25 protein-coding genes are annotated in these 25,527 nt (G+C 72.4%); 19 read left to right on the top strand and 6 right to left on the bottom strand.

Annotated features, from left to right (window positions below):
• The 11 genes from ACZ7KF_RS14390 to ACZ7KF_RS14340 form a co-directional block, all read left to right on the top strand.
• Positions 1-659: glutamine amidotransferase-related protein (locus ACZ7KF_RS14390; protein WP_471073381.1), on the top strand; the 659-nt coding region annotated here is incomplete at its 5' end.
• Positions 660-759: 100 nt separating this feature from the next.
• Positions 760-1,386: an NUDIX domain-containing protein gene (locus ACZ7KF_RS14385; RefSeq protein WP_471073378.1), complete on the top strand. Its 627-nt coding sequence runs from the start codon at positions 760-762 to the stop codon at positions 1,384-1,386.
• Positions 1,387-1,550: 164 nt separating this feature from the next.
• A complete protein-coding gene (locus tag ACZ7KF_RS14380) occupies positions 1,551-3,626 on the top strand; it encodes a tetratricopeptide repeat protein (protein WP_471073375.1) in 2,076 nt (691 codons plus the stop codon).
• A gap of 144 nt (positions 3,627-3,770) precedes the next feature.
• Positions 3,771-4,886, top strand: coding sequence for an alanine dehydrogenase (gene ald, locus ACZ7KF_RS14375; RefSeq protein WP_471073417.1), 1,116 nt, complete (start codon positions 3,771-3,773; stop codon positions 4,884-4,886).
• Between the two features lie 413 nt (positions 4,887-5,299).
• A complete protein-coding gene (locus ACZ7KF_RS14370) occupies positions 5,300-6,433 on the top strand; it encodes a ParA family protein (protein WP_471073372.1) in 1,134 nt (377 codons plus the stop codon).
• Entirely contained in the window at positions 6,418-6,972 is a 555-nt protein-coding gene (locus ACZ7KF_RS14365; RefSeq protein WP_471073369.1) for a hypothetical protein, read from the top strand. Before ACZ7KF_RS14370 ends, ACZ7KF_RS14365 begins: the two co-directional genes overlap by 16 nt.
• A gap of 18 nt (positions 6,973-6,990) precedes the next feature.
• The gene (locus tag ACZ7KF_RS14360) at positions 6,991-8,085 is read left to right on the top strand and encodes a segregation and condensation protein A (RefSeq protein WP_471073366.1); all 1,095 of its coding nucleotides are present in this window, start codon (positions 6,991-6,993) and stop codon (positions 8,083-8,085) included.
• Positions 8,082-8,729 (top strand): SMC-Scp complex subunit ScpB, encoded by a 648-nt coding sequence (scpB, locus tag ACZ7KF_RS14355; RefSeq protein WP_471073363.1) that lies wholly within the window; start codon positions 8,082-8,084, stop codon positions 8,727-8,729. Before ACZ7KF_RS14360 ends, scpB begins: the two co-directional genes overlap by 4 nt.
• Positions 8,730-8,742: 13 nt before the next feature.
• Positions 8,743-9,813 (top strand): pseudouridine synthase, encoded by a 1,071-nt coding sequence (locus ACZ7KF_RS14350; protein WP_471073360.1) that lies wholly within the window; start codon positions 8,743-8,745, stop codon positions 9,811-9,813.
• Positions 9,814-9,869: 56 nt separating this feature from the next.
• Positions 9,870-10,889 carry an ADP-ribosylglycohydrolase family protein gene (locus tag ACZ7KF_RS14345; RefSeq protein WP_471073357.1) on the top strand — a complete coding sequence of 340 codons (1,020 nt, stop codon included), beginning with the start codon at positions 9,870-9,872 and terminating at the stop codon, positions 10,887-10,889.
• A 4-nt stretch (positions 10,890-10,893) separates the two neighbouring features.
• The gene (locus ACZ7KF_RS14340) at positions 10,894-11,643 is read left to right on the top strand and encodes a nucleotidyltransferase domain-containing protein (protein WP_471073354.1); all 750 of its coding nucleotides are present in this window, start codon (positions 10,894-10,896) and stop codon (positions 11,641-11,643) included.
• Here the strand turns inward: ACZ7KF_RS14340 and ACZ7KF_RS14335 are convergent.
• Both ACZ7KF_RS14335 and ACZ7KF_RS14330 read right to left on the bottom strand, forming a co-directional pair.
• A complete protein-coding gene (locus ACZ7KF_RS14335; protein WP_471073351.1) occupies positions 11,569-12,312 on the bottom strand; it encodes a nucleotidyltransferase domain-containing protein in 744 nt (247 codons plus the stop codon). The genes ACZ7KF_RS14340 and ACZ7KF_RS14335 overlap by 75 nt on opposite strands.
• 22 nt (positions 12,313-12,334) lie before the next feature.
• On the bottom strand, positions 12,335-12,808 hold the full coding sequence (locus tag ACZ7KF_RS14330) for a Rieske (2Fe-2S) protein (protein ID WP_471073348.1): 474 nt from the start codon (positions 12,806-12,808) through the stop codon (positions 12,335-12,337).
• Between the two features lie 145 nt (positions 12,809-12,953).
• On the opposite strand from ACZ7KF_RS14330, the gene aroH reads away from it, so the two are divergent.
• The 5 genes from aroH (at position 12,954) to der (ending at position 17,411) form a co-directional block, all read left to right on the top strand.
• A complete protein-coding gene (gene aroH, locus ACZ7KF_RS14325; RefSeq protein ID WP_471073345.1) occupies positions 12,954-13,316 on the top strand; it encodes a chorismate mutase in 363 nt (120 codons plus the stop codon).
• Positions 13,313-14,398 (top strand): prephenate dehydrogenase, encoded by a 1,086-nt coding sequence (locus ACZ7KF_RS14320; protein ID WP_471073342.1) that lies wholly within the window; start codon positions 13,313-13,315, stop codon positions 14,396-14,398. Before aroH ends, ACZ7KF_RS14320 begins: the two co-directional genes overlap by 4 nt.
• A gap of 99 nt (positions 14,399-14,497) precedes the next feature.
• Positions 14,498-15,193, top strand: coding sequence for a (d)CMP kinase (gene cmk, locus ACZ7KF_RS14315; protein WP_471073339.1), 696 nt, complete (start codon positions 14,498-14,500; stop codon positions 15,191-15,193).
• Entirely contained in the window at positions 15,151-15,843 is a 693-nt protein-coding gene (locus ACZ7KF_RS14310; protein ID WP_471073336.1) for a lysophospholipid acyltransferase family protein, read from the top strand. The genes cmk and ACZ7KF_RS14310 overlap by 43 nt, the downstream gene beginning before the upstream one ends.
• A 77-nt stretch (positions 15,844-15,920) precedes the next feature.
• Positions 15,921-17,411, top strand: a complete 1,491-nt coding sequence (der, locus tag ACZ7KF_RS14305; protein ID WP_225822203.1) for a ribosome biogenesis GTPase Der — start codon at positions 15,921-15,923, stop codon at positions 17,409-17,411.
• A 78-nt stretch (positions 17,412-17,489) separates the two neighbouring features.
• Here der and ACZ7KF_RS14300 read toward each other — a convergent pair whose 3' ends face one another.
• Both ACZ7KF_RS14300 and ACZ7KF_RS14295 read right to left on the bottom strand, forming a co-directional pair.
• Positions 17,490-17,885 (bottom strand): hypothetical protein, encoded by a 396-nt coding sequence (locus ACZ7KF_RS14300; protein ID WP_471073333.1) that lies wholly within the window; start codon positions 17,883-17,885, stop codon positions 17,490-17,492.
• A gap of 56 nt (positions 17,886-17,941) precedes the next feature.
• On the bottom strand, positions 17,942-18,736 hold the full coding sequence (locus ACZ7KF_RS14295) for a hypothetical protein (protein ID WP_471073330.1): 795 nt from the start codon (positions 18,734-18,736) through the stop codon (positions 17,942-17,944).
• 543 nt (positions 18,737-19,279) lie between these two features.
• On the opposite strand from ACZ7KF_RS14295, the gene ACZ7KF_RS14290 reads away from it, so the two are divergent.
• Both ACZ7KF_RS14290 and ACZ7KF_RS14285 read left to right on the top strand, forming a co-directional pair.
• On the top strand, positions 19,280-19,975 hold the full coding sequence (locus tag ACZ7KF_RS14290; RefSeq protein ID WP_471073327.1) for a LysM peptidoglycan-binding domain-containing protein: 696 nt from the start codon (positions 19,280-19,282) through the stop codon (positions 19,973-19,975).
• Positions 19,976-20,706: 731 nt separating this feature from the next.
• Positions 20,707-20,922 carry an I78 family peptidase inhibitor gene (locus ACZ7KF_RS14285; RefSeq protein WP_471073324.1) on the top strand — a complete coding sequence of 72 codons (216 nt, stop codon included), beginning with the start codon at positions 20,707-20,709 and terminating at the stop codon, positions 20,920-20,922.
• 115 nt (positions 20,923-21,037) lie between these two features.
• Here the strand turns inward: ACZ7KF_RS14285 and ACZ7KF_RS14280 are convergent, their stop codons facing one another.
• On the bottom strand, positions 21,038-22,063 hold the full coding sequence (locus tag ACZ7KF_RS14280; RefSeq protein WP_471073321.1) for a phosphatase PAP2 family protein: 1,026 nt from the start codon (positions 22,061-22,063) through the stop codon (positions 21,038-21,040).
• Positions 22,064-22,300: 237 nt separating this feature from the next.
• Entirely contained in the window at positions 22,301-23,638 is a 1,338-nt protein-coding gene (locus tag ACZ7KF_RS14275; protein WP_471073318.1) for a glycosyltransferase family 39 protein, read from the bottom strand.
• Positions 23,639-23,898: 260 nt separating this feature from the next.
• On the opposite strand from ACZ7KF_RS14275, the gene ACZ7KF_RS14270 reads away from it, so the two are divergent.
• On the top strand, positions 23,899-25,524 hold the full coding sequence (locus tag ACZ7KF_RS14270) for an MFS transporter (protein ID WP_471073315.1): 1,626 nt from the start codon (positions 23,899-23,901) through the stop codon (positions 25,522-25,524).
• Positions 25,525-25,527: the final 3 nt, after the last annotated feature.

Below are 25,527 nucleotides of genomic sequence, written 5' to 3'. Positions count from 1 at the left end.
TCAAGTGGGTCACCTCCGACGACTGCAAGACCCCGGCCGGCGCCAAGGCCCAGCTCGCCGACGTCGACGGCATCTGCATCCCCGGCGGCTTCGGCGACCGGGGGGTGCTGGGCAAGGTCGGCGCGATCCGCTACGCCCGGGAGAACAAGATCCCGCTGCTGGGCCTGTGCCTGGGCCTGCAGTGCATCGTGATCGAGGCCGCCCGCAACCTGGCCGAGATCCCCGACGCCAACTCCACCGAGTTCGACCCGGCCACCGCCCACCCGGTGATCTCCACCATGGCCGAGCAGCTCGACATCGTCGCCGGCGAGGGCGACATGGGCGGCACCATGCGCCTGGGCATGTACCCGGCCAAGCTCGCCGAGGGCTCCATCGTCCGCGAGGTCTACGACGGCAAGGAGTACGTCGAGGAGCGCCACCGCCACCGCTACGAGGTGAACAACGCCTACCGCGCGGAACTGGAGAAGAAGGCCGGCATCGTCTTCTCCGGCACCTCCCCCGACGGCAAGCTCGTCGAGTACGTGGAGTACCCGCGGGACGTCCACCCGTACCTGGTCGCCACGCAGGCGCACCCCGAGCTGCGCTCGCGCCCGACCCGCGCGAACCCGCTCTTCGCCGGTCTGGTGAAGGCCTCGGTCGAGCGGAAGATCTCGAAGTAACACACCGGTTGTACGGTGGCCGGGGTGCATGCCTTCAAAGGTGCGCACCCCGGTTTCTCTTTTCGCCGGTCTGCTGTGAAAGCGTGTGGAAGGACAGGGCATGACGATCAAGGACACCCCGCAGGAGTGGGAGATCCGGGCGACGGACACCCCCTTCGTGGGCAACAAGACCTCCGTCCGCACGGACGACGTGGTCATGCCCGACGGCTCGGTGGCCCGCCGCGACTACCAGGTCCACCCCGGATCCGTGGCCGTCCTCGCCTTGGACGAGGAGGACCGGGTCCTGCTGATCAACCAGTACCGGCACCCGGTGCGGCACAAGCTGTGGGAGATCCCGGCCGGGCTGCTCGACGTGCCCGGCGAGAACCCCCTGCACGCCGCCCAGCGGGAGCTGTACGAGGAGGCGCACGTCAAGGCCGAGGACTGGCGGGTGCTGACCGACGTGTACACCACCCCCGGCGGCTGCGACGAGGCCGTACGGATCTTCCTCGCCCGGGAGCTGTCCGAGGCCGAGGGGGCGCGCTTCGAGGCGGAGCACGAGGAGACCGACATGGAGCACGCGCGCGTGCCGGTCGACGACCTGGTGCGCCGGATCCTGGCCGGGGACGTGCACAACAACTGCCTGGTCGTGGGGGTCCTCTCCCTGGTGGCGGCCCGGGGCGGGGACGGCCTGGACGCGCTGCGCCCGGCCGAGGCGCCGTGGCCCGCCCGCCCCTTCACGTCCTGAGCCGCACCCGTCCGGCGTACTGGTGTGACCATCGCCTGATCCGATCGGGCGATGTGTCCGCCGTGCTCCTCCGGGAACGTCGCAGAGCGTGAACTAGGCTCTTCGACGCCCGTACCGGAAGACACCGGCGGGCTTGCGCGTGCGGTGGAACGGGAGTGTGGCCCGTGGCGGATCAGGCGGTGGACCCAGACGGTGCGGAGCTGTCCGCCCTCCCGGCCACGCAACACCGTTTCCTGGGCCGTGCACGGGAGTTGAAGGAGCTGCGCGCCGACATCGCGCGCGCGGGCCTGGACACCCTCTCCGGCCGCAAGGCGCCCCGCGCGCGGGTGCTGCTCATCGCGGGCCGCCCCGGTTCCGGCCGCACCCGCCTCGCCGAGGAACTGGTCCGGCAGGTAGCCGACCGTTACCCCGACGGCGTGCTGAGGGCCCGGCTCGGCGAGCCCGACGGCACCCCGGTGCCCGTCGAACAGGCCGCCCGCGACCTGCTCTCCGCGCTGGAGCTGCCCGCACCCGCCGGGGCGGCCGAGGACGACCTCACCGCGGCCCTGCGCGACGCCCTCGCCGGCCGGCGGATGCTGCTTCTGCTGGACGACGCGGCCGGCGCCGACCAGGTCGACGCCCTCCTCCCGGACGCCCCGGACTGCCTGGTGGTGGCCGTGTCCCAGGGCCCGCTCACCGGTATCGCGGACGTCCGCCCCTGCACGCTGGGCGGCCTCGACACCAAGTCCGCCGTGGAGTTGCTCACCGGATTCGCCGGCTCCGTCCGCGTCACCGTCGACCCGCGCTCCGCGGAGAGCCTGGTGGAGGCGTGCCAGGGCCACCCGGCCGCGCTGGTGCTGGCCGGCGGCTGGCTCGCCGCCCGTCCCAAGGCCGCCCTCTCCGACCTCACCAAGCGGATGCACGCCTCACCCGAGGAGGGCGCGGAGGGCACGGACGGCACTCCGCTGTCCCGCGTCTTCCGGCTCGTGTACGACCAGCTGCCCGGCCCGGCCGCCCGGATGCTGCGACTGCTCAGCCTCGCCCCGGCCGGCCTCGCCGACCCGCACACCGCCTCGGCCCTGGCCGGCTGCTCGGTCGACGCCGCCCGGGCCGTCCTGGACGACCTGGCCGCCGTCGGCCTGCTGCGCGCGGTGGACTCGCCGCTGCCCCAGTACGAGGTCCCCGGCTGTCTGCACCCCCTGCTGCGCGCCCTGGCCGAGAGCCAGGAGCGGCCCGCGGAGCTTCAGCTGGCCCGGGCCCGGATGCTGGAGCGGACGGTACGGCTGCTCCAGTCCTGCCGGGCGATCACCGAGACGGACAGCCCGCAGGCCCGGGAGAAGCTGAGCGGCCTGCCCCCCGCGCTGCGCTTCCCGACCCCGCGGGCCGCCGCCGACTGGCTGCGTATCCGGCGGCCCGCCCTGCTGGCCTCCGCGCGCCTGGCGGTGGCCGACGGAGACCTGGACACCCTGGCCCGTCGGCTGATGTCCCAGCTGGTCAGGGCCTTGGCGGCGCATGTCGGCACCCAGGCCGCCGCCGCCGACCTGTACGGCGTGCACGGCCTCGTGCTGGACGTCGCCGAGCGGCGCGGGCTGCCGCGGGAGAGGGCCGCGGCGCTGCTGAACCTGGGCGATCTGGACGCGCAGACCGGCCGCACCCGGGAGGCACTGGCCCGCTACCGGGCCGCCCTGAACGCCGGACGCGAGGCGAACGATCCCTACGCGACCGGCCGCGCGATGGAATCCGTAGGCGGTGCCTACCAGGAGCTGGGCGACTACGACCGGGCCGCCGACTGGTTCGGCCGGGCCCTGGCCGAGCGGCTCGCCCGGGGAGAGGGACCGGACACCGGCCGGCTGTACGGCCGGATCGCCACCGCGCACACCTATGCCGGCCGTTACGGCGAGGCGCTGCGGAACTGGCGGGCGGCCCTCGCCGGCTACCGCAGGAGCGGCGATGTCGCCGCGAGCGCACGGGCGTTGAGCGAGATCGCCCGGGTGCAGGAGTACGCGGGACGGCCCGAGGAGTCGCTGCGCACCTGCCAGGAGGCCGTGGAGTGGGCGCGGCGCGCCGAGGACGCCCGGCTGCAGGCCGCGCTGCAGCTGCGGCTCGCCGACACGCTGGACCGCCTCGGCGACCCCGCGGCGGCCCACCTGCACCGCGCGGCGGCGGAGCGCATGCTGGGTGAGGAGACACCGGAGGGCGACGCAAGCCCGGAACAAGACGCTAACGCCTGCGAAATCCGTAGTGCATCCAGCGAAGATTGATGCAATGGAAGGCTAGACAGCCGGAACACCTTCATTAAACTGGCTCTGCCGCACGTTCCTGCGGCGTCTCCCGGTATGCCCCCGCATGTCTGGGTACGTCTGTAATGCACCCCCATACCCTCTGAGCCAAGGACCGTGATCGACGTGAAGGTCGGCATCCCCCGCGAGGTCAAGAACAACGAGTTCCGGGTGGCCATCACCCCCGCCGGCGTGCACGAGCTGGTGCGCAACGGCCACCAGGTCGTCATCGAGCGGGGTGCCGGCCTCGGCTCCTCGATCACGGACGAGGAGTACGTCGCCGCCGGTGCCGCCCTCCTCGGCACCGCCGACGAGGTGTGGGCCACCGCCGACCTGCTGCTCAAGGTCAAGGAGCCCATCGCGGAGGAGTACCACCGCCTCCGCAAGGACCAGATCCTCTTCACCTACCTGCACCTGGCCGCCTCCAAGGAGTGCACGGACGCGCTCATCGAGTCCGGCACCACGGCCATCGCCTACGAGACGGTCGAGCTGCCGAACCGCGCGCTGCCGCTGCTCGCCCCGATGTCCGAGGTCGCGGGCCGGCTGGCCCCGCAGGTCGGCGCCTACCACCTGATGCGCGCGGCCGGCGGCCGTGGCGTGCTGCCCGGCGGTGTCCCGGGCGTGACCCCGGCCAAGGCCGTGGTCATCGGCGGCGGCGTCTCCGGCTGGAACGCCACCCAGGTCGCCGTCGGCATGGGCTTCGACGTGACCCTGCTCGACCGCGACATCAACAAGCTGCGCGAGGCCGACAAGATCTTCGGTACGAAGGTCAAGGCGATCATGTCCAACTCCTTCGAGCTGGAGAAGGCCGTCCTCGACGCCGACCTCGTCATCGGCGCGGTGCTCATCCCGGGTGCCAAGGCCCCGAAGCTGGTCACCAACGAGCTGGTGTCCCGCATGAAGCCGGGAAGTGTTCTTGTCGACATCGCGATCGACCAGGGCGGCTGCTTCGAGGACTCGCGTCCCACCACGCACGCCGAGCCGACCTTCCAGGTCCACAACTCGGTCTTCTACTGCGTCGCCAACATGCCGGGCGGTGTGCCGAACACCTCCACCAACGCCCTCACCAACGCGACGCTGCCGTACATCGTCTCGCTGGCCAACAACGGCTGGGTGGAGGCGCTGCGCCGCGACCCCGCGCTCGCCAAGGGCCTCAACACGCACGACGGCAAGGTCGTTTACAAGGAGGTCGCCGAGGCGCACGGCCTGGACCACGTCGAGCTGGAGTCCCTGCTCGGCTGACCCCGTGACCTGCTGAGGCGCTAAGTCGCCAGGTCATAAAAGGCGATTCGTCAACACGACTCGTCAACCACACACACCCGGCCGGACCTTGCCCGACAAGGTCCGGCCGGATGTGTGTATGGTCACTTTGCGGCTCTCGGTCAACTCGCCTCGAACGCAACGCTTCGACCGATTCGTACACCGGTGAAACCCGCTGTGCGACGGCCGTACGCCCTTGACAGCGACATGTTTCATTGCCGACACATCCTGCCGGGTCCGGCGGATTGTGTTGCTGCGGACCGCCGACACGCCATAGAGTCGCCAACCGTCGGCATGGTGCCACGCTGACCTTGTCTAGAAGTTTCCTGGTCACCAAGGAGGTAAGACGACTTGTGAATGAGTCGACATTTTCTCCCGGGGGTGGTCAACCAGGAATGCCGGTCCGGGGCCAGGGTCCCGCGGGATTCGAGGCTGTCGGCTCCGTAGCTGTGCGCACCTTCGCAGCCCACCAGAGTTCCGGTCCGCAGAAGGCCGGGACAGCACACCAGAGCATGGATGGCCATTACGTGAACGCCATGGCCGGCGACGGAAGTGGCGCGCCCCACAACCACTTCGCCGACTACGACGAACTGCCCGAGGGGCACTTCTACGACCCCGACGCCGAGTACGAGCCCGATCCCGAGTACGCGGCCACGCTCGCGCCCGACGCGGCCCGTCAGCGCCGTGAGCGCATCGGTCCGACCGGACGCCCGCTGCCGTACTTCCCGATCCCGGGCCCGCTGACCGACCACGGCCCCGCGAAGATCATCGCGATGTGCAACCAGAAGGGCGGCGTCGGCAAGACGACGTCGACCATCAACCTGGGTGCCGCGCTCGCGGAGTACGGCCGGCGCGTGCTGCTCGTGGACTTCGACCCGCAGGGCGCGCTGTCGGTGGGTCTCGGCGTCAACCCGATGGAGCTGGACCTCACCGTCTACAACCTGCTCATGGAGCGGGGCATGTCCGCGGACGAGGTCCTGCTGAAGACGGCGGTCCCCAACATGGACCTGCTGCCCTCCAACATCGACCTGTCGGCCGCCGAGGTCCAGCTGGTCTCGGAGGTCGCCCGCGAGTCGACGCTCCAGCGCGCCCTGAAGCCTCTGCTGCCCGACTACGACTACATCGTGATCGACTGTCAGCCCTCGCTCGGCCTGCTCACGGTCAACGCGCTGACGGCCGCGCACAAGGTGATCGTGCCGCTGGAGTGCGAGTTCTTCGCGCTGCGCGGTGTGGCCCTGCTGACCGAGACCATCGAGAAGGTCCAGGAGCGGCTCAACCCCGAGCTGGAGCTCGACGGCATCCTCGCCACGATGTACGACTCGCGCACGGTCCACAGCCGCGAGGTGCTGGCCCGGGTGGTCGAGGCGTTCGACGACCACGTGTACCACACGGTCATCGGCCGCACGGTCCGCTTCCCGGAGACCACGGTCGCCGGTGAGCCGATCACCACGTACGCCTCCAACTCCGTCGGTGCCGCCGCCTACCGCCAGCTCGCCAGGGAGGTGCTCGCCCGGTGTCACGCCGAGTGAGTCTGCCGGGGGCCGACGAACTCTTCCGTACGACAGGGGGGATGGCGCTCCAGCCGTCGACTCCGCGGCGCGCGGCGGGCGGTGAGGCCCGGGTGCCGGCTCCCGCTTCGGAGAGCGACGAGGCGGCCGCCGCCGAGGACGCGCCGCAGTCGGTGCCCGTGCAGGGCGGTGACGGAGAGGGCGCGGAGCACGTGGCGGCGGAGGCCGAGCCGGCCGAGGCCGGCGAGTCCCGCAGCCGCCCGGCGCGCCGGCAGGGGGCCGCGCAGGAAGGTTCTTCTGCCGCCGCGCAGCCGCGCAAGCGCGGGCGGGCGGCGGCCCGGCGGCCCAGCGGGCGCGAGCGGCACGACGAGAAGATCACCGTGTACGTCTCGGCCGAGGAGCTGATGGACCTGGAGCACGCGCGTCTCGTGCTCCGCGGCGAGCACGGGCTGGCGGTGGACCGCGGGCGGATCGTCCGCGAGGCGGTGGCCGTGGTCCTGGCCGACCTGGAGTCCCGCGGGGACGCGAGCATCCTCGTACGACGGCTGCGCGGGCGGTAGCGATAGCCTGCGGGGGCTATGACCTCGAACGGAGCCCCTGCCCCCGGCGCACCCGCCGGCCGTCGGCGTGCGCTGGGCAGGGGACCGGGGATCCCGCCGGCCGAGCCGGACGCCGCCCCCGCGGAGGTTCCCGAACCGGAACCACCCGAGCCCGAGCCTGCCGAACCGGGGCCTGTCGAGCCCGGGCCTGTCGAGGCGGGCGAACCCGTGCCTGTCGAACCGGAGCCTGCCGAGGCCGCCGAACCGGAGCCTGCCGAACCGGAGCCCGCCGAGCCCGAGCCGGCCGAACCCGAGTCCGCTTCCGGCGGTGTCTTCAAGGTTCGCCTGGCCAACTTCGAGGGCCCCTTCGACCTGCTCCTCCAGCTGATCTCCAAGCACAAGCTGGACGTCACCGAGGTCGCCCTGTCGAAGGTCACCGACGAGTTCATGGCCCACATCCGGGCCATGGGACCGGACTGGGACCTGGACCAGACGACCGAGTTCCTCGTCGTGGCCGCCACGCTGCTCGACCTCAAGGCCGCCCGGCTGCTGCCCGCCGCCGAGGTGGAGGACGAGGCCGACCTCGCGCTCCTGGAGGCCCGGGACCTGCTGTTCGCGCGGCTGCTGCAGTACCGCGCGTACAAGCGGATCGCCGACATCTTCGACCGGCGGCTCGTCGACGAGGCCCGGCGCCGCCCCCGTACCGTCGGCCTCGAACCCCAGCACGCCGAGCTGCTGCCCGAGGTCGTCATCAGCATCGGCCCCGAGGGTTTCGCCAGGCTCGCCGTCAAGGCGATGCAGCCCAAGCCCAAGCCGCAGGTCTACGTCGACCACATCCACGCGCCGCTCGTGAGCGTGCAGGAGCAGGCCGGGATCGTGGTGGCCCGGCTGCGGGAACTGGGCGAGGCCAGCTTCCGCGCGCTCGTCGAGGACACCGACGACACCCTCACCGTCGTGGCCCGGTTCCTCGCCCTGCTGGAGCTGTACCGGGAGAAGGCCGTCGCCCTGGAGCAGGAGGCCGCGCTCGGGGAGCTGACCGTGCGCTGGACCGGCGGGGACACGGACACGGCGCCCCGGGTCACGGACGAGTTCGACCGGCCGCCGCAGGAGCCCGAGGAGGACAGGAAACCATGAGTGAGGCCACCGAGGCACCGTCCGGGTCGGCCGCCGTCGCCGACCTCGATCTCAAGCCCGCCCTGGAGGCGATGCTCATGGTCGTGGACGAGCCCGCGACCGAGGAGCACCTGGCCAGGATCCTGGAGCGGCCCAAGCGGCGGATCGCGGACGCCCTGCGCGAACTGGCCGACGAGTACGCGGTGCAGGGCCGCGGCTTCGAGCTGCGGTTCGTCGCCGGCGGCTGGCGTTTCTACACCCGCGCCGCGTACGCCCCCGCCGTCGAGCGGCTGGTCCTGGACGGCCAGACCGCCCGGCTCACCCAGGCGGCACTGGAGACTCTCGCGGTCGTCGCCTACCGCCAGCCGGTCAGCCGCAGCCGCGTCTCCGCCGTGCGCGGAGTGAACTGCGACGGCGTGATGCGCACCCTCCTCCAACGCGGTCTGGTCGAGGAGGCGGGCACGGAACCCGAAACAGGTGCGATCCTGTACAGGACGACGAACTACTTCCTGGAGCGGATGGGCCTGCGTGGCCTGGACGAGCTTCCGGAGCTCGCGCCCTTCCTCCCGGAGGCGGAGGCGATCGAGGCCGAGACCCAGGAGGGGGTGCCGTCGTTCGACCCGGACGCGCCCGACGCGCCCGGTGGTCAGGACGCAGACGACTAAGACGGAAACCTTGATGCGAAGCAGCGGCAGCGGCAGCGGCAGGAACAGCGGGCGCGGTAACCACCGCGGCGCCGGCAACAACCGGGACGAGCGGCAGGGGCAGGGCCGTCCCCGCAAGCCCCGCCCGGAGGAGCGCCGCTACGACGTGGGTCCCGGCGCCACTCAGGACGGCCCCAAGTCCGGGCGCGGCGGGTCCGCGCGCGGTGGCGCCAAGGGCGGCCCGAAGCAGCCCCAGCAGCGCGGCGCCCGTACGACCCCCGCGCGTTCGCGCGAGTACGACGTACGGGCCGAGGAGCGCAACCGCGAGCGGTACGCCGGGAAGAAGGAGGTCAAGCTCCCCAAGACCTTCCCGGGCGCCGAGCAGGAGGGCGAGCGGCTGCAGAAGGTCCTCGCGCGCGCCGGCTACGGCTCCCGGCGGGCCTGCGAGGAGCTGATCGAACAGGCCAGGGTCGAGGTGAACGGCGAGATCGTCACCGAGCAGGGCAAGCGCGTCGACCCCGAGAAGGACGAGGTCAAGGTCGACGGCCTGACGGTCGCGACCCAGTCGTACCAGTTCTTCTCGCTGAACAAGCCCGCCGGTGTCGTCTCCACCATGGAGGACCCCGAGGGGCGCCAGTGCCTCGGTGACTACGTCACCAACCGCGAGACGCGGCTCTTCCACGTCGGCCGGCTCGACACCGAGACCGAGGGCGTCATCCTGCTCACCAACCACGGCGAGCTGGCGCACCGCCTCACGCACCCGAAGTACGGCGTGAAGAAGACCTACCTCGCCGCCATCGTGGGCCCGATCCCGCGCGATCTCGGCAAGCGGCTGAAGGACGGCATCCAGCTGGAGGACGGCTACGCGCGCGCGGACCACTTCCGGGTGGTCGAGCAGACCGGCAAGAACTACCTGGTCGAGGTGACCCTGCACGAGGGCCGCAAGCACATCGTGCGCCGCATGCTCGCCGAGGCCGGCTTCCCGGTCGAGAAGCTGGTGCGCACCTCCTTCGGCCCGATCACCCTGGGCGACCAGAAGTCGGGCTGGCTGCGCCGCCTGTCCAACACCGAGGTCGGCATGCTGATGCAGGAAGTCGACCTGTAGCAGCCCCTTGCGTCCGGATCACCATCCCCTTTATTGTCAGATTGACGATAAAGGGGATGGTGAATCGCGTGCCGAAACGAGCCGCAACCGGAGCACTTCTCGGCCTGGCCCTCGGGGACGCCCTCGGCTACCCGACCGAGTTCAAGACCGTGCCGACGATCCTCGCCGAGTTCGGGCCCTGGCGGGAACGGGAGCTGCCCCGGCGGGCACTCGTCTCCGACGACACGCAGATGACCCTCGCCCTCGGCCGCGCGCTGGGCACCGCCATGGACCGCGGACGCCTCGCGCCGCGGCGGCTGGAGCGGCCCCTGCGCGAGGAGTTCGTGGACTGGTACCGGTCGCCGGAGAACAACCGGGCCCCGGGCAACACCTGTCTGACGGCGTGCGGCCTGCTCACCGAGGAGGGGCGGGCCTGGCAGGACGCCAGCCAGGTCGGCTCCAAGGGCTGCGGCGCCAACATGCGCGTCGCGCCGATCGGGCTCGCCCCCGGTCTGAGCGGCGAACAGCGCTCCGGCGCCGCCCAGTTGCAGTCCGCGCTCACCCACGGCCACCCCACCGCGCTGGCCGCCTCCGACCTCACCGCCCACGCCGTCCACCTGCTCGCCCAGGGCACCGACCCCGCCGGACTCGTCGGGCGGCTGCGCTCCTACGCGCTGGAGAACCGCACCCGCTACGACCACACCTGGCTCGGCGACCTGTGGACCCGCTCCCAGGACCCCGGCCCGGAGCACTTCGTCGCGCGCGGCTGGGACGAGTGCCTGGCCGTACTCGACCGGCTCCAGGAGGCCGTCCGGACCGCCTCCCCGGAGACCGACCCCTGCCTGGCCACCGGCGAGGGCTGGATCGCCGAGGAGGCCCTCGCGACGGGGCTGCTCTGCTTCCTGCTCTTCCCGGACGAGCCCGTCACCGCCCTGCGCCGGGCCGCCTGCACCGGCGGCGACTCCGACTCCATCGCCTGTCTCACCGGCGCCTTCGCGGGCGCCTGGCTGGGTGCGGACGCCTGGCCGGCCGACTGGACCGAACGGATCGAGCACCGAGGCGACCTGTCGGCCCTGGGAGCCCTCTGGGACGCTTAGGTCCATGATCGACGACCTCGACATCGACCTGGCCCCGGTGGTCGCGGAACAGCCCGACCCGCTGCTGTTCGCCACCGTCTCCGGCGCCCACCTGTACGGTTTCCCCTCGCAGGACTCCGACGTGGACCTGCGGGGCGTCCATCTGCTCCCCGCCGCCGATCTCCTCGGGCTGCGCGAGCCCGCCGAGACGCGCGCGCTGGCCTGGGTCCGGTACGGCACCGAGCTGGACCTCGTCACCCACGACCTGCGCAAGTTCGTCCGGATGATGCTCCGCCGCAACGGCTATGTGCTGGAACAGCTGCTCTCGCCCCTGGTCGTGCACACCTCCGACGCCCACCGGGAGCTGATCGCCCTGGTCCCCGGCGTGCTCACCGCTCACCACGCCCACCACTACCGGGGGTTCGCGGTGACCCAGTGGCGGCTGTTCGAGAAGACCGGCGAACTCAAGCCCCTGCTCTACACGTTCCGGGTGCTGCTCACCGGCATCCACCTCATGCGCAGCGGCGAGGTCCAGGCCCATCTGCCCACCCTCCTGGACCAGGTCGGCGGGCCCGGCTACCTGCCCGAGCTGATAGCCGCCAAGAGGGAACAGGAGCACGGCAGGGCCGAGGTAGACCACCCGCGCGTGGAGGCCGACGTGGAGCGGCTGCACACCGTGCTCGACGAGGCGCAGGCCGGCTCAGCCCTGCCCGACGCGGCCGGTGCCCATGACGCCCTGCACGACCTGGTGGTCCGGCTCCGCCTGGAGCACTGAGGCCCGGCGCACCCGGTGCAGGAAGCCGGCCACGCGCGCGTGGTCCGGCTCCGCCGGCAGCGGGCTGCCCTGCAGCGCCTCCTCGGTCTCGGCCGCCAGCCGGACCATCCACGCCTCCACCCGCGCCCACGGCACCTCGCCGCGCTTCACCTCCAGCAGGGGACCGCGCTGCTCGCCGACGTCGATCCGCAGCTCGCCGGTGCGCAGCAGGTCCCGCGCGCTCGTCAGCAGGCGCAGCAGATGCATCGCGTGCTTCCAGCGCGGGGCACCCGTCGTGCGGATGTCGGCGTCGAGTTTCCTGCGCTGGCCGAGGGCGTAGCGGGTGAAGGTGTCGTGGGTCCGCCGCGACAGGAAGGCGCCGCGCAGGGACAGCAGCTCACGGCCGGTGTCGTCCACGTGCTCGACCAGCGGGGAGTGCAGGCACTCCAGGATGTTCGGGTTGCCGCGCAGCGCCAGCTCGCAGAACCGCTCCAGCTCCCAGGAGAACTGCTCCTCGCCCGGCCCCTCCACGTGCGTGGGCGGCTTGTCGAACCGCCAGAACAGCGGAGTGGGGGCGAGGAACACCCCGCGCCGGTCGGTGTCGCTGGCGTCCGTCGCCAGGCCGAAGGCGCGGGAGCCCATGACACAGGCGTAGATCGTGTGACGGCGTACGAGGTCCTGCGGCTGCATCCCCGGAGCGTACGCGGCTCCCTCAGGTCAGGTGGATCGTATTTCCCTCCACCGTGATCGACTCCTCCGGCAGCGGCCTGGTCGCAGGACCGTGCGCCACCGAGCCGTCGGCGATGCGGAACCTGCTGCCGTGGCAGGGGCAGTCGATGGTGCCGTCCGCGACCTCGTTCACCGTGCACCCCTGGTGCGTGCAGATCGCCGAGAACGCCTTGAAGTCCCCCTTCTTCGGCTGGGTGACCACGACCTTCTGCTCCTTGAAGACCTTGCCGCCGCCCTCCGGGATGTCGCTGGTCACCGCCAGCTTCTTCCCGGCGGGGGACGCTTCCCGCCCCGTGGGGGACGTCGACGACGGCGAGGAGGAGGAGAGGGGCGCCGACGTGGCCGCGGACTGCGTGGCGCCGTCGCCGGACGTGCCGCCGCCGCACCCCACGCATCCCACGGCGAGTGCGCCGGCGCTCGTGGCGAGAACGGTGCGCCGGGTCGTGGGCTGAGTCATGTAACGCCTCCGTACAGACGGACGAAATCGGTAGAAACCGGGACGCCCGCATCGTCTCAGCGAGCGAGCGGCGCGCGACCGTCCCGCGCGGGCTGACTACGCTGGACGGACCAAGAACACACGCATGTCAGCGAGGAGCAGCGCCGTGGCGGTACGAGCGGTCCGGGGGGCCGTCCAACTGGAGCGGGACGAGGCCGGTCACATGGAGGAGCGGGTGGGTGCCCTGCTCACCGCCGTCCTGGAGCGGAACGGCCTGGCCGCCGACGACCTGATCAGCATCTGGTTCACGGCCACCCCCGACCTGCACAGCGACTTCCCGGCCGCCGCCGCCCGCAAGCTGGGCATCGTGGACGTCCCCCTCATCTGCGCCCAGGAACTGGACATCGCGGGCGCCATGCCCCGGGTCGTGCGGATCCTCGCGCACATCGAGTCGGACCGGCCCCGCGCCGACATCAGCCACGTCTACCTCGGCGCCGCCGCGGCCCTGCGCAAGGACATCGCCCAGTGAGAACCGCACTCGTCATCGGGACCGGTCTGATCGGCACCTCGGCCGCGCTGGCCCTCGCCCAGCGCGGGGTCACCGTCCACCTCGACGACCACGACCCCGGGCAGGCCCGTACGGCCGCCGCGCTGGGCGCCGGCACCGACCAGGCCCCCGAGGGTCCGGTCGACCTGGCCATCGTGGCCGCCCCGCCCGCCCATGTGGCCCGGGTGCTCGCCGACGCGATGCGCCGGGGCGTGGCCCGCGGCTACCTGGACGTCGCCAGCGTCAAGGGCGGCCCCCGCCGCGAGCTGGAGACGCTCGGCCTGGACCTCTCGGCGTACATCGGCACGCACCCCATGTCCGGCCGGGAGAAGTCCGGCCCGCTGGCCGCCACCGGCGACCTCTTCGAGGGCCGACCCTGGGTGCTCACCCCGACCCGGGACACCGACACCGAGGTGCTGAACCTGGCCCTGGAGCTGGTCTCCCACTGCCGGGCCGTACCGGTCGTCATGGACGCCGACGCCCACGACCGCGCCGTCGCCCTCGTCTCCCACATGCCCCACCTGGTGTCCAGCATGGTCGCCGCGCGCCTGGAGCACGCCGAGGAGGCCGCCGTACGGCTGTGCGGGCAGGGCATCCGGGACGTGACCCGGATCGCCGCCTCCGACCCGCGCATGTGGATCGACATCCTGTCCGCGAACCCGGGGCCGGTCGCCGACCTGCTCTCCGACGTCGCCGCCGACCTGGACGAGACGGTGCGGGCGCTGCGCGCCCTGCAGTCCCCGGACGAGGCCGAGCGCGGTGAGGGCACCGTCGGCATCGAGGACGTGCTGCGCCGCGGGAACGCCGGCCAGGTGCGGGTACCCGGCAAGCACGGCAGCGCCCCGCGCGCGTACGAGACCGTCGTCGTCCTCATCGACGACCAGCCGGGCCAGCTGGCGCGCATCTTCGCGGACGCGGGCCGGGCCGGGGTCAACATCGAGGACGTCCGGATCGAGCACGCGACCGGTCAGCAGGCCGGTCTGATGCAGCTCAGCGTCGAGCCGAAGGCGGCGCCCGTCCTCCGTGAGGCGCTGCGCGAGCGGGGCTGGGCACTGCGCCAGTAACGCCCGGTGAGGACGGCTCCCGCGAGCCAGTAACCTTGTCCGGGGCGCCCTCGCGCCCCGGACCCCCGCTCACCACCCTTCACCTGGAAGGTGTCCCCCGTGGAAAACGGCGCCGCCCCGACCGCCAAGCCCGTGATCGTCGCCATCGACGGTCCCTCCGGCACGGGCAAGTCGAGCACGTCGAAGGCCGTGGCCGCGCAGCTCGGCCTGAGCTACCTGGACACCGGTGCCCAGTACCGGGCCATCACCTGGTGGATGGTGACCAACGGCATCGACCTGGAGGACCCGACCGCCATCGCCGCCGTCGCCGGCAAGGCGGAGATCGTCTCCGGCACCGACCCGGCCGCCCCCACCATCATGGTCGACGGCGTCGACGTGGCCGGCCCGATCCGCACCCAGGAGGTCACCTCCAAGGTCAGCGCGGTCAGCGCGGTGCCCGAGGTGCGCGCCCGGATCACCGAGCTGCAGCGCTCCCTGGCGGCGGGCGCGGAGGACGGCATCGTCGTCGAGGGCCGTGACATCGGTACGACCGTCCTCCCGGACGCCGACCTGAAGATCTTCCTCACCGCCTCCCCGGAGGCCCGTGCGGCCCGCCGCAGCGGCGAGCTGAAGGGTGCCGACGTCAACGCCACCCGCGAGGCCCTGATCCAGCGGGACGCGGCCGACTCCAGCCGCAAGACCTCGCCGCTCGCCAAGGCCGGCGACGCGGTCGAGGTGGACACCACCGAGCTGACTCTCGCCCAGGTCATCGAGTGCGTCGTCACCCTGGTCGAGGAGAAGCGAGCCGGGAAGTGACCCAGCCGTCCCTCCCGTCGGAGCGGGGTGCCGAGGTCGGCCGGCGCATCGGCGTCGGCCTGATGTACGGCCTGTGGCGACCGCGTGTGCTCGGGGCCTGGAAGCTGCCGGCCACCGGCCCGGCGATCCTCGCCGTGAACCACTCCCACAACATCGACGGCCCGATGGTGATGGGCGTGTCGCCCCGGCCCACCCACTTCCTGATCAAGAAGGAAGCCTTCATCGGCCCGCTGGACCCCTTCCTGACCGGCATCGGCCAGCTGAAGGTGGACCGCACCGCCGCCGACCGCACCGCGATCGGCCAGGCCCTCGGCGTGCTGACGGCCGGGGGAGTGCTGGGCATCTTCCCGGAGGGCACCCGGGGCGAGGGCGACTTCGCCTCGCTGCGCGCCGGGCTGGCCTACTTCGCGGTCCGCAGCGGGGCTCCGATAGTCCCCGTGGCGGTCCTGGGAAGCTCCGAGCGGCCCGGACGGTTGATAAAGGCACTGCCCCCGCTGCGCTCCCGCGTCGACGTCGTCTTCGGTGACCCCTTCGAAGCGGGCGACGGCACGGGACGGCGTACGCGGGCGGCGCTGGACGAGGCGACCGAGCGCATCCAGAAGCAGCTCACCAGCCACCTGGAAAACGCCAGGCGCCTGACCGGGCGCTAGGCGACACTTGAGTAGTGGATCAGCCCACGAGGGCCGCTCCACCGATCACCACGAATGAACGACGAGGTACGGACTTCATGAACGACGACATCCAGCCCGGCGGCTCGGACGCGTACGAGGCGCACGAGTACGACCACGGGGCTCTCGGCGACGCCGAGTACGCGGAGTTCATGGAGCTCGCCGCGGAAGAGGGCTTCGACGTCGAGGACGTCGAGGGCGCCATCGAGGCGGCGGGCCACGGCCCGCTGCCCGTGCTCGCCGTCGTCGGCCGCCCGAACGTCGGCAAGTCGACCCTGGTGAACCGGATGATCGGCCGCCGCGAGGCGGTCGTGGAGGACCGGCCGGGCGTCACCCGCGACCGCGTCACCTACGAGGCCGAGTGGGCCGGCCGCCGCTTCAAGGTCGTCGACACCGGCGGCTGGGAGCAGGACGTCCTCGGCATCGACGCCTCCGTGGCCGCGCAGGCCGAGTACGCGATCGAGGCGGCCGACGCGGTGGTCTTCGTGGTCGACGCCAAGGTCGGCGCGACCGACACCGACGAGGCGGTCGTGCGGCTGCTGCGCAAGGCCGGCAAGCCGGTCGTGCTCTGTGCCAACAAGGTCGACGGCCCGAGCGGCGAGGCGGACGCGGCCTACCTGTGGAACCTCGGCCTCGGCGAGCCCCACCCGGTCTCGGCCCTGCACGGCCGCGGCACCGGCGACATGCTCGACGCCGTCCTGGAGGTCCTGCCGGACGCGCCGGAGCAGTCCTTCGGCACGGCCGTCGGCGGCCCCCGCCGCATCGCCCTGATCGGCCGCCCGAACGTCGGCAAGTCCTCGCTGCTGAACAAGGTCGCCGGCGAGGAGCGCGTCGTCGTCAACGAGCTGGCGGGCACCACCCGCGACCCGGTCGACGAGATCATCGAGCTCGGTGGCAAGACCTGGAAGTTCGTGGACACCGCGGGCATCCGCAAGCGCGTCCACCTCCAGCAGGGCGCCGACTACTACGCCTCCCTGCGCACGGCCGCCGCCGTGGAGAAGGCCGAGGTCGCGGTCGTCCTGATCGACGGCTCGGAGAACATCTCCGTGCAGGACCAGCGGATCATCACCATGGCCGTCGAGGCGGGCCGCGCGATGGTGATCGCCTACAACAAGTGGGACACGCTGGACGAGGAGCGCCGCTACTACCTGGAGCGGGAGATCGAGACCGAGCTGGGCCAGGTCACCTGGGCACCCCGCGTCAACGTCTCCGCCCGCACCGGTCGGCACATGGAGAAGCTGGTCCCGGCGATCGAGACGGCGCTGGCGGGCTGGGAGACGCGCGTCCCCACCGGCCGGCTGAACGCCTTCCTCGGCGAGCTGGTCTCGGCCCACCCGCACCCGGTCCGGGGCGGCAAGCAGCCGCGCATCCTCTTCGGCACCCAGGCCGGCACCAAGCCCCCGCGGTTCGTGCTCTTCGCCTCGGGCTTCATCGAGGCGGGCTACCGGCGCTTCATCGAGCGCCGGCTGCGCGAGGAGTTCGGCTTCGAGGGCACCCCGATCCACATCTCGGTGCGGGTGCGTGAGAAGCGCGGCGCGAAGAAGAAGTAGCGCGGGCGGTCACGACGGCACGACACGAAGGGCGGCCCCTGGAGATCCAGGGGCCGCCCTTCGTCGTCCGTGTGCCCGTCATGCGCCGCGGCGGGGTCCCGGCGGCAGGGCGGCCGGGACGTAGTGCATCCCGGTGTCCTGCTGCCCGCCCAGCGTGCCGACCCGCTGCCACTGCGACTGCTGGCGGGCGCTGTACGCCCCCGCGCTGTAGGCGCTGTAGGAGCTGCTGAACGACCCCGCCCGATGGCTGCCGTAGGAGCCCAGACCGTCCGGGAAGTCCCCGAAGGCACTGAACCTCAGCCCCTCCTCGCCGCTGCGGTCCCCCGGCAGCGTGCGGAAGGTCTTGACCCACTCCGCGTAGAGCATGTCGTAGATCGGCGTGAGCGACGGCCCGCCGGACGGCTCGTGGGGAGCCCTCGCGGAAGGAACGGAGGAGAAGGACGACCGGCGGGGCGGAGTGTCGTATGCGTGCACGTATGTCCAAACGACCGGAACCCCAAAGGGATGCGGTCGGACACATCACCCGAAGTTCACGTGCCGGCGAGGGGGAGCGCCGCGGCGACCAGCCTCCCGTTCGCCGCCGCCTTGTCCAGCGCGTTCCGCAGCAGGTCCTCGCGGGGCTGCCGGCCGATGGAGCCCACCGGCGCCGCGAACATCAGCACCTGCTGGTGCTTGTTCGCCGCCGCCCGCCAGCTGTCCGTGACCTGGAGCGGCTGGTGCGCCTGCCACCAGGCCACCGGCTGCCCGCCGTTGCCGCCCGGCTGGAGCACCGCGTGCAGCTGGCCCATGGCCAGCAGGACGGACCAGCCGTGCAGCACCGGGGGGACGGAGGTCAGCGCGGTCACCGGCGTGAAGCCCTGCTCGATGAGGAGCGGGAGGAAGTCGTCGCCGACCCCGGTGGTGCCCGGGCGGACGATCGGGGAGGTCGGCTCGACGACGAGCGCGGGGTGCAACTCGGCGTCCACCAGGACGAGTCCGCTGGTCACGCCGAGCACCGCCTGCTCGGGCACGGCCTTCTGCGACGTGCCGCCGCCGGCCATGTCGCCGTCGGCGGCACCGATGGACCGGACGGCGCCCTGCAGTTGCTCCTCGGTGACCTGGACGACCTGTGAGGGCAGGCAACCGGCGTGGGCGAAGGCGAGGACGGCGGTCTCGTCGCCGACGAACAGAACGGTGCTGGTGCGCTCCTGCTCGGAGTCGCCCGGGGTGCGACAGGACGTGCAGTCGTAACTGCCCGGGGCGTTCTCTCCGGCGAGCAGCCGGTCGGCTTCTTCGTCGCCGATCTCGGCGCGTACGGCGTCACTGACGTCGAGCATGCGCGGCACGGGTGGCTCCCTCGGATCCGGTGCTGGGGTCGGCCGGGTGGCTCCCGGCCGATGAGCCCCGGGGTTCCGGGCTCATGAAGAAGACAACGGACGTCCTGTGGTGGGGGTCACGCCCCGACGTGGACCGGTTCGCACCTTCCGCCGCGCAGGGTCACCTTGCGTACGGAATCGGCCACTCACCGTCAACTCGTCGCGCAGTCAAGGAACTTGAACGGGTGAAGTGGGTCACAGTTTACTGCGGTCGCTGGTCGACAAATCAGGAAATCCCAGTATGTAGTGGGTGGCCGAAAATTGACGATACCCGCGGTAACGGGCAACTGGCCTGGACCGACGGCCAGTTGGTTGATTCCACCGGCTCGTCGTCCCTACATTCCTCCGCCGTGTGCAACGAGCACCGCTCGGGCACGTCCGCCGGCCGGCGTCAGGCAGAGCACGATCGCCGACACCGGTCACGGCGGGCGGGGCGGGCGCGGCGAACCGCGGCCATACGCGGCGAGGCGCGCTCCGCCTTGGGGGAGCCCGGGTTCGTGGAGAGGGAACCATATGTCCGAGTGTGCCGATACCACCCGCAACACCGCCCGTCCCGACAGCGCCCGCAAGGGCCGGACGACGGCCGCGCTGGCCGGTGCCGCCCTGCTGGCCCCACTGGGGCTACTGGCCGCGACCGGCAACGCCGCCGCGGCGGACAACGGAGTGTGGGACCGCATCGCCCAGTGCGAGAGCGGCGGCAACTGGCACATCAACACCGGCAACGGCTACTACGGCGGACTCCAGTTCTCCGCCTCGACCTGGCGCGCGTACGGCGGCAGTGCCTACGCCCCGACGGCCGACCAGGCCTCCAGGAGCGCGCAGATCACCGTCGCCACCAAGGTCCAGCAGGCCCAGGGCTGGGGCGCCTGGCCCGTCTGCTCGGCCCGCGCCGGAGCCTCCGGCGCCGCTCCGGCCGCGGACCGCACCGACTCCTCCGGGGCGTCGGCCTCGCAGGGCGGCGCGACGACGAGGTCCGCCCCGGCGAAGACGGCCCCGACGAGGTCCGCCCCGGCGAAGACGCCGGAACGCCCGGCGGCCACCACCGGCCGCAGCGCCTCCCGGGGTGACTACACCGTCCGCGAGGGCGACACCCTGAGCATCATCGCCGCCCGGCACGGGACCACCTGGCAGCGGATCTACGCCGCCAACGAGGCCGTCATCGGCGACGACCCCGACCTCATCGTGCCCGGCCAGCGCCTCGCGTTCTGAGTGCCGGACCTGACGTAGTGGACAGCCGCCGCCCCGCCGGGGGCGGCGGCTGTCGCGTCCGCCGGCAGACGCGGTGCCACCGCTCGGGCCGCGGTGGCCCGGCCGCGTGACACGGATGCCCGGCGGCGGCGAGGCCAGGGATCACCCCGGTCGGACCGCCGGACGGGAAGGTCACCGGTCCGTCGGCGAAGCCCGGGACCGGTCCCTCCTCGGCCGGCCGCTCCGCCCGCGTCGCAGGGGCCGTGCCCTCGTCCTTGCGGTCTCGCTCCCCCCGCTCGCTCGCCCTTCCGCGTCGTCGCTCCCGGCTCCCGCAGCCCGCGCCACGCGTCCCCGCGAGCCGCCGCAAGACGCTCGTCGCGCCCTGCGCCACAGGGGCGATCCGGCCGTCGTGTGCGGAATCCGTGAATTTTCTATGCGGCGTCAGCTTCCCCGGCAGCGCACGGGATTGTGCGGGGGAATCGTGTCCCCGGGCCCGCTCCGAGCCCCGTGGCGGCGCTTATGGCCGGGTATTTCGGGGCGCCCCCGGGGCATGCATGAATTCTGTTCGAATACCCCGGTAAGTCGTCTGGAAACCCTCGTACGGGTGATGCCCCGGTGTGGCGGCGGCTAAAGTCGCGCCGGGTGAAACCGGGTGCGGGAGGCTGTGACAGAAGTGTGACCGGAGTCGGATACGGCTCTTACCCGGCTGTGCCCGGCTTCCGTCACCACCGGTTGCGGCCTAGCGTGGCCGCATGGCACCGATTCCCACTCCGCCAGCGGAGCCCCAGGACAGTCCGGACGGGTACCTCGGCCTCGACGCCGACCACGCCGAGCGTCTCGCGCGCGGGCGCGGCTGGTCCACGGTGCGGTCGCTGCCCCCGGGCGCGATCATCACCATGGAGTACCGGGCCGGGCGGCTGAACTTCGAGGTGCGGGACGGCCGGGTGGCCCGCGCCTGGAAGGGCTGACCACCCGCACGGCCCGGACCCGCGTACGGCGAAGGCCCCGCTCCCTTCCCGGGAACGGGGCCTTCGCCGTGGCGCGGGGTGGTGGTGCGTACCGGACCCCGGAGTCTTTCCTCCGTCAGCCGCCCGCCACGGGGCGGGCCGAGGGGGACGTGCCGCGCGGGAGACGGTCGGCGTGCGGCGGGCGGCGGCTGCCCGCCGGGGTGACCGGGCTGCGTTCCGAACGGGCCGTGTGCGGTCCGGGAGCCAGGTGCGCCAGGCCCCGCGAGGCGCGGGTCGTGGAGACCGGTTCACGGGCCGGAGCGGGCTGCTCCGCGGCCGTGCCGCGCGGCGTGAGCAGCACCGGGGCGACCGGGACGGCCGGTTCGGGCACGGGCCGGCTGAGGCGGGCGCGCCAGCGGTCGCGCAGGTCGAAGAGCGCGGTCTCCGTCCGGGCGATCAGCGGCTCGAACCAGGGCAGGGCCAGCATGATCAGCAGCCCCGCGGCCCAGCCCAGCAGCACGTCGCTCAGCCAGTGCGTACCGAGGTAGACGGTGGTGAGGCCGACGCCGAGCGAGGTGAGCGCGGAGAGCGCGGACAGCCAGCGGCGCGCTCTCGGGGTGGAGGCCAGGTACGCCAGGATTCCCCAGGTCACCACGGCGTTGGCGGTGTGGCCGCTGGGAAATATATCGCCGCCGAGGCCCATCTCGTTCGAGCCGATCACGGTCGCGTAGTGAGGACCGAGCCGCCCCATGCCGAGCTTGGCGGCGCCGACCGTGACGTTCAGCAGCAGCAGTGAGGTGGCCAGGGTCAGCAGCGGGCGGAGCGTGTGCTGCCGCCAGGAGCGCCAGCCCAGCCAGGCCGCGACCATCACGGCGGTGGGGCCGCGCTGGCCGAGCACCACGTAGTAGTCGAGGAAGGCGTGGATCTCCGGCCACTGCTGGTACGGCCGGAAGAACATGACCTGCCAGTCCAGCCGGACCAGCCAGGAGCTGATCACGACGGCCCACACGATCGCGAGGTAGAAAGCCAGGGTCGCGGTGAACAGAACGACCCGGTGCCGGCTCATCCTCGGCACATCGATGTGGGCCGGTCGTTCCGGCTCACGGTCCAGTCTGGCGAACACCCGGTCCAGACGCCGGGTGAGGTTTCGTTCGGTACGCACCCAATCGACGTTACAGCGAGTGAGCTGTGTTCCCGGTCGAAACAGCGGCTTTGTGATGACGATGTGATGTGGGAAACGTCTCAAGGGCGGCCCGAATTCCCGGGATTCCGCAATCCGGTGAGGCCGATCAGGTCAATTCCTTTGATCATGCCGGGTGTTGTTTATATGGCGCTTATGAATGCGTTAACCCGGCCCTGGCGCGGAATTCTCCGGGGTGTCATCGGACGGCCCAGTTGATCATGGAGGTCCGGAACCGTTCAGCCAGAAGGCCCCATAGACCGCCGCCGCGCTCGCCAAACCGGCTGTGACCAGGGCCGATCGGGAGGTGCGCAGCCGGGCCAGGGCGCAGGCGAGCGGCAGCAGCACCGGGAAGGCGGGGAGCAGCAGCCGCGGCTTGGAACCGAAGTAGCTCGACGCGCACAGGGCCAGGGCGAGCACGACTCCCGTGTACACCAGCAGTTCGACCGGCTGGCGCCGGCGGATCCCGGTGACGTACAGCCAGATGAGCAGGGCCACACCGGCGATCAGGCCGAGGCCGGCGAGGGCGGACGGGAATGACGTGAACTTGTCGGCGACGAAGCACGCGAAGGCGTAACCGCCGTCGAAGCCGTTGCGCCATCCGGCCTGGACGTCGAGATACCCGAGCGGGCCCGCTCCGGTGCGGTGGCCGACCCAGAGCACGTACCCCGCGGCACCGAGCGGAGCGAGCGCCATGGCGAGCGCGCGGCGCCCGACGGGGGCGTACGGAGTGCTCGATGCGCCGGGAGGGGGAGGAGAGGCGCCGGGGGCCGAGGCGTCCGAAGTGGTCGGTGTGACAGGTGAGACCGGAGGGGCGTCCGGGGTGTGAGAGGGGGCGTACGGAGAAATGGATGCGCTGGGTGTGGACGCGGTGGTGCGTTCGTCGGGGTGCGCGCCCGGCGCGCACTCGGCGCCGCGCTCTCGCACGAACGAGACCACGGCCGCCACCCACACCGCCGCGACCACCGCGGCACCCACCGGCCGGGTCAGTCCCGCCAGCGCGGCCAGCACGCCCGCGCTCACCCACCGCCCGGTCAGCACCGCGTACAGCGCCCAGGCCGCCAGCGCCGTGAACAGCGACTCGCTGTACGCCATCGACTGCACGACCCCGACCGGCAGCACCGCCCACAGCAGCACGGCGCAGACCCCCACCCGGGAGCCGTACACGTGCTCCGCGACCGCGAAGATCCCGGCCGCCGCGGCCAGCGACGCCGACAGACTCACCACGAACCCGGCGTCCGCGTACGACAGCGGGCCGACCGCGTGCAGCAGCCGCTCCAGCCACGGCAGCAGCGGAAAGAACGCCAGATCGGAGTGGACGTCCCCGTTCGGCAGCCGCACCTCGTAGCCGTACCCCAGCTCGGCGACCCGCGAGTACCACAGCGAGTCCCAGCGCGCGGTCAGCAAGGTGTACGCGCTCTTGCCGCGCGCGGCACTCCACGACGCCAGCACGACCAGCCCCAGGGCGCGGACCGCCGCGTAGCCCAGGAGGGCCGGCGCCGCCCGGCGCAGGAGGGGGGCGTGGGGCGGGGCCACGCGCGTGTCGAGATCGGTCACGGGCTCGATTATCGACCGCGCGCCGAACCGGACCGGCCGCCGGGTCCTGGTCAAGAGGGGTCGGCGTGGTGTACGCCACACGGGTTCCCTCGGGTGTGTGAGAGGTCCGCCACGTGACGGTGCGGTGAACTCGCGTACGCTGACGAGTCACCCGCGAGGGTTCGCGCGGGCCGGGGACACCGCTCCTTCCCGGCCGTACGACAGGGAGTCCCCACCCCGTCGGTCCGCCCCTCGCGAGGGATCATCTGGGAGGTACGTACATGTCCGGGACGACCACGGCTGCCGTATGGCCGCGCCGTCGGGCGGCCGGGGCCGGTGCGGGCCGCTGGGTCGTCCTCGTCGTCCTCTGCGTCAGCCTGCTGCTCGTCGCCGTCGACGCCACCGTGCTGCACGTGGCGGTCCCCGCCGTCACCGAGGACCTCAGGCCCGGCGCCGTGGAACTGCTCTGGATCGTCGACGTCTATCCGCTGGTCTGCGCCTCGCTGCTGATCCTCTTCGGCACCCTCGGCGACCGGGTCGGCCGCAGACGCGTCCTGCTCCTCGGCTACGGCCTGTTCGGCGTCGCCTCCGCCGTGGCCGCGTTCGCGCAGACCGCCGAGATGCTCATCCTCGCCCGCGCGCTGCTCGGCGTCGGCGGCGCGATGATCATGCCCGCGACCCTGTCGATCCTCCGCCAGGTCTTCCCCGACCGGCGCGAGCGCGCCCTGGCCATCGGCATCTGGAGCGCGGTCGCCGCGGTCGGCGCGGCCGTCGGACCGCTGCTCGGCGGCTTCCTGCTGGAGCACTTCTGGTGGGGCGCGGTCTTCCTGGTCAACATCCCGCTGATGCTGGTCAGCCTGCCGGTCGGCAGGGCACTGCTGCCCGAGTCCCGGGGCGACGGCGAGGGCCCCTGGGACGTGGCCGGGGCGCTGATGGCGGCGGCCGGGCTCTTCGGTGTCGTGCTCGGCGTGAAGCGGCTCGGCGGCCAAGAGGCGCCGGCGAGCCCCTTCACCGTGCTGCCGCTGCTGCTCGGCGCGGCCCTCCTCCTCCTCTTCGTGCGGCGCCAGCGGCGGCTTCCGCATCCGCTGGTGGACCTGCGGATGTTCCGCCGGCCCGCGTTCAGCACCTCGGTGGGCTGCATCGTGCTGGCCATGCTCGCGCTGGTCGGCCTGGAGCTGATCGCCGCCCAGTACCTGCAACTGGTGCTCGGTCTGTCCCCGCTGCAGACCGGCCTCAGGCTGCTGCCCCTGACCGTCGCGGCCATGGCGGCGGGCCTGGCGGGCGCGCGCATGCTGCGCCGTTTCGGGCCGCGCCGGATGGTCTGCTTCGGCTTCTGCCTGACGGCGGCCGCGGTGCTGACGCTGACGGCGATGGGCGGCACCGACGATCCCGCGCTGCTGCTGGCCGGCTTCGTGCTGCTGGGCTTCGGCCTGGAGACCACGCTCTTCGGCGCGTACGAGTCGATGCTCAGCGAGTCCCCGGCCGACCAGGCCGGCGGCGCGGCGGCGATCGGCGAGACGTCCTACCAGCTCGGTGCCGGTATCGGCATCGCCCTGCTGGGCAGCGTGATGAACGCGGCGTACGCGCCGGGGCTGCGGTCGGTGCCGGGCGTGCCGCGCCCCGCGTCGGAGGCGGCGGGCCATTCGCTCGGCGAGGCCTACGAGGTGGCCGGCCGGCTCGGCGGAACCACCGGGGCCGCCCTGCGCCGGGCGGCGCGGGACTCCTTCGTGCACGGGCTGCACGTGACCCTGCTGGTGAGCGCGGGGCTGTTGCTGCTGGGCGCGGTGATGGCGCTGCGGCTGCCGAAGACCATGCAGTGCGGGCAGGAGCCGGCCGGGGCCGATCCGGCGCTTCCGGCGCCGCGCGAGGCGGAGCCGGCGGCCGGGAAGTCGCGGGTCAGCGCCTGACCT

This window comes from Streptomyces sp. NPDC038200, assembly GCF_055600785.1.
This window is presented reverse-complemented; position numbering and strand designations above follow the sequence as displayed.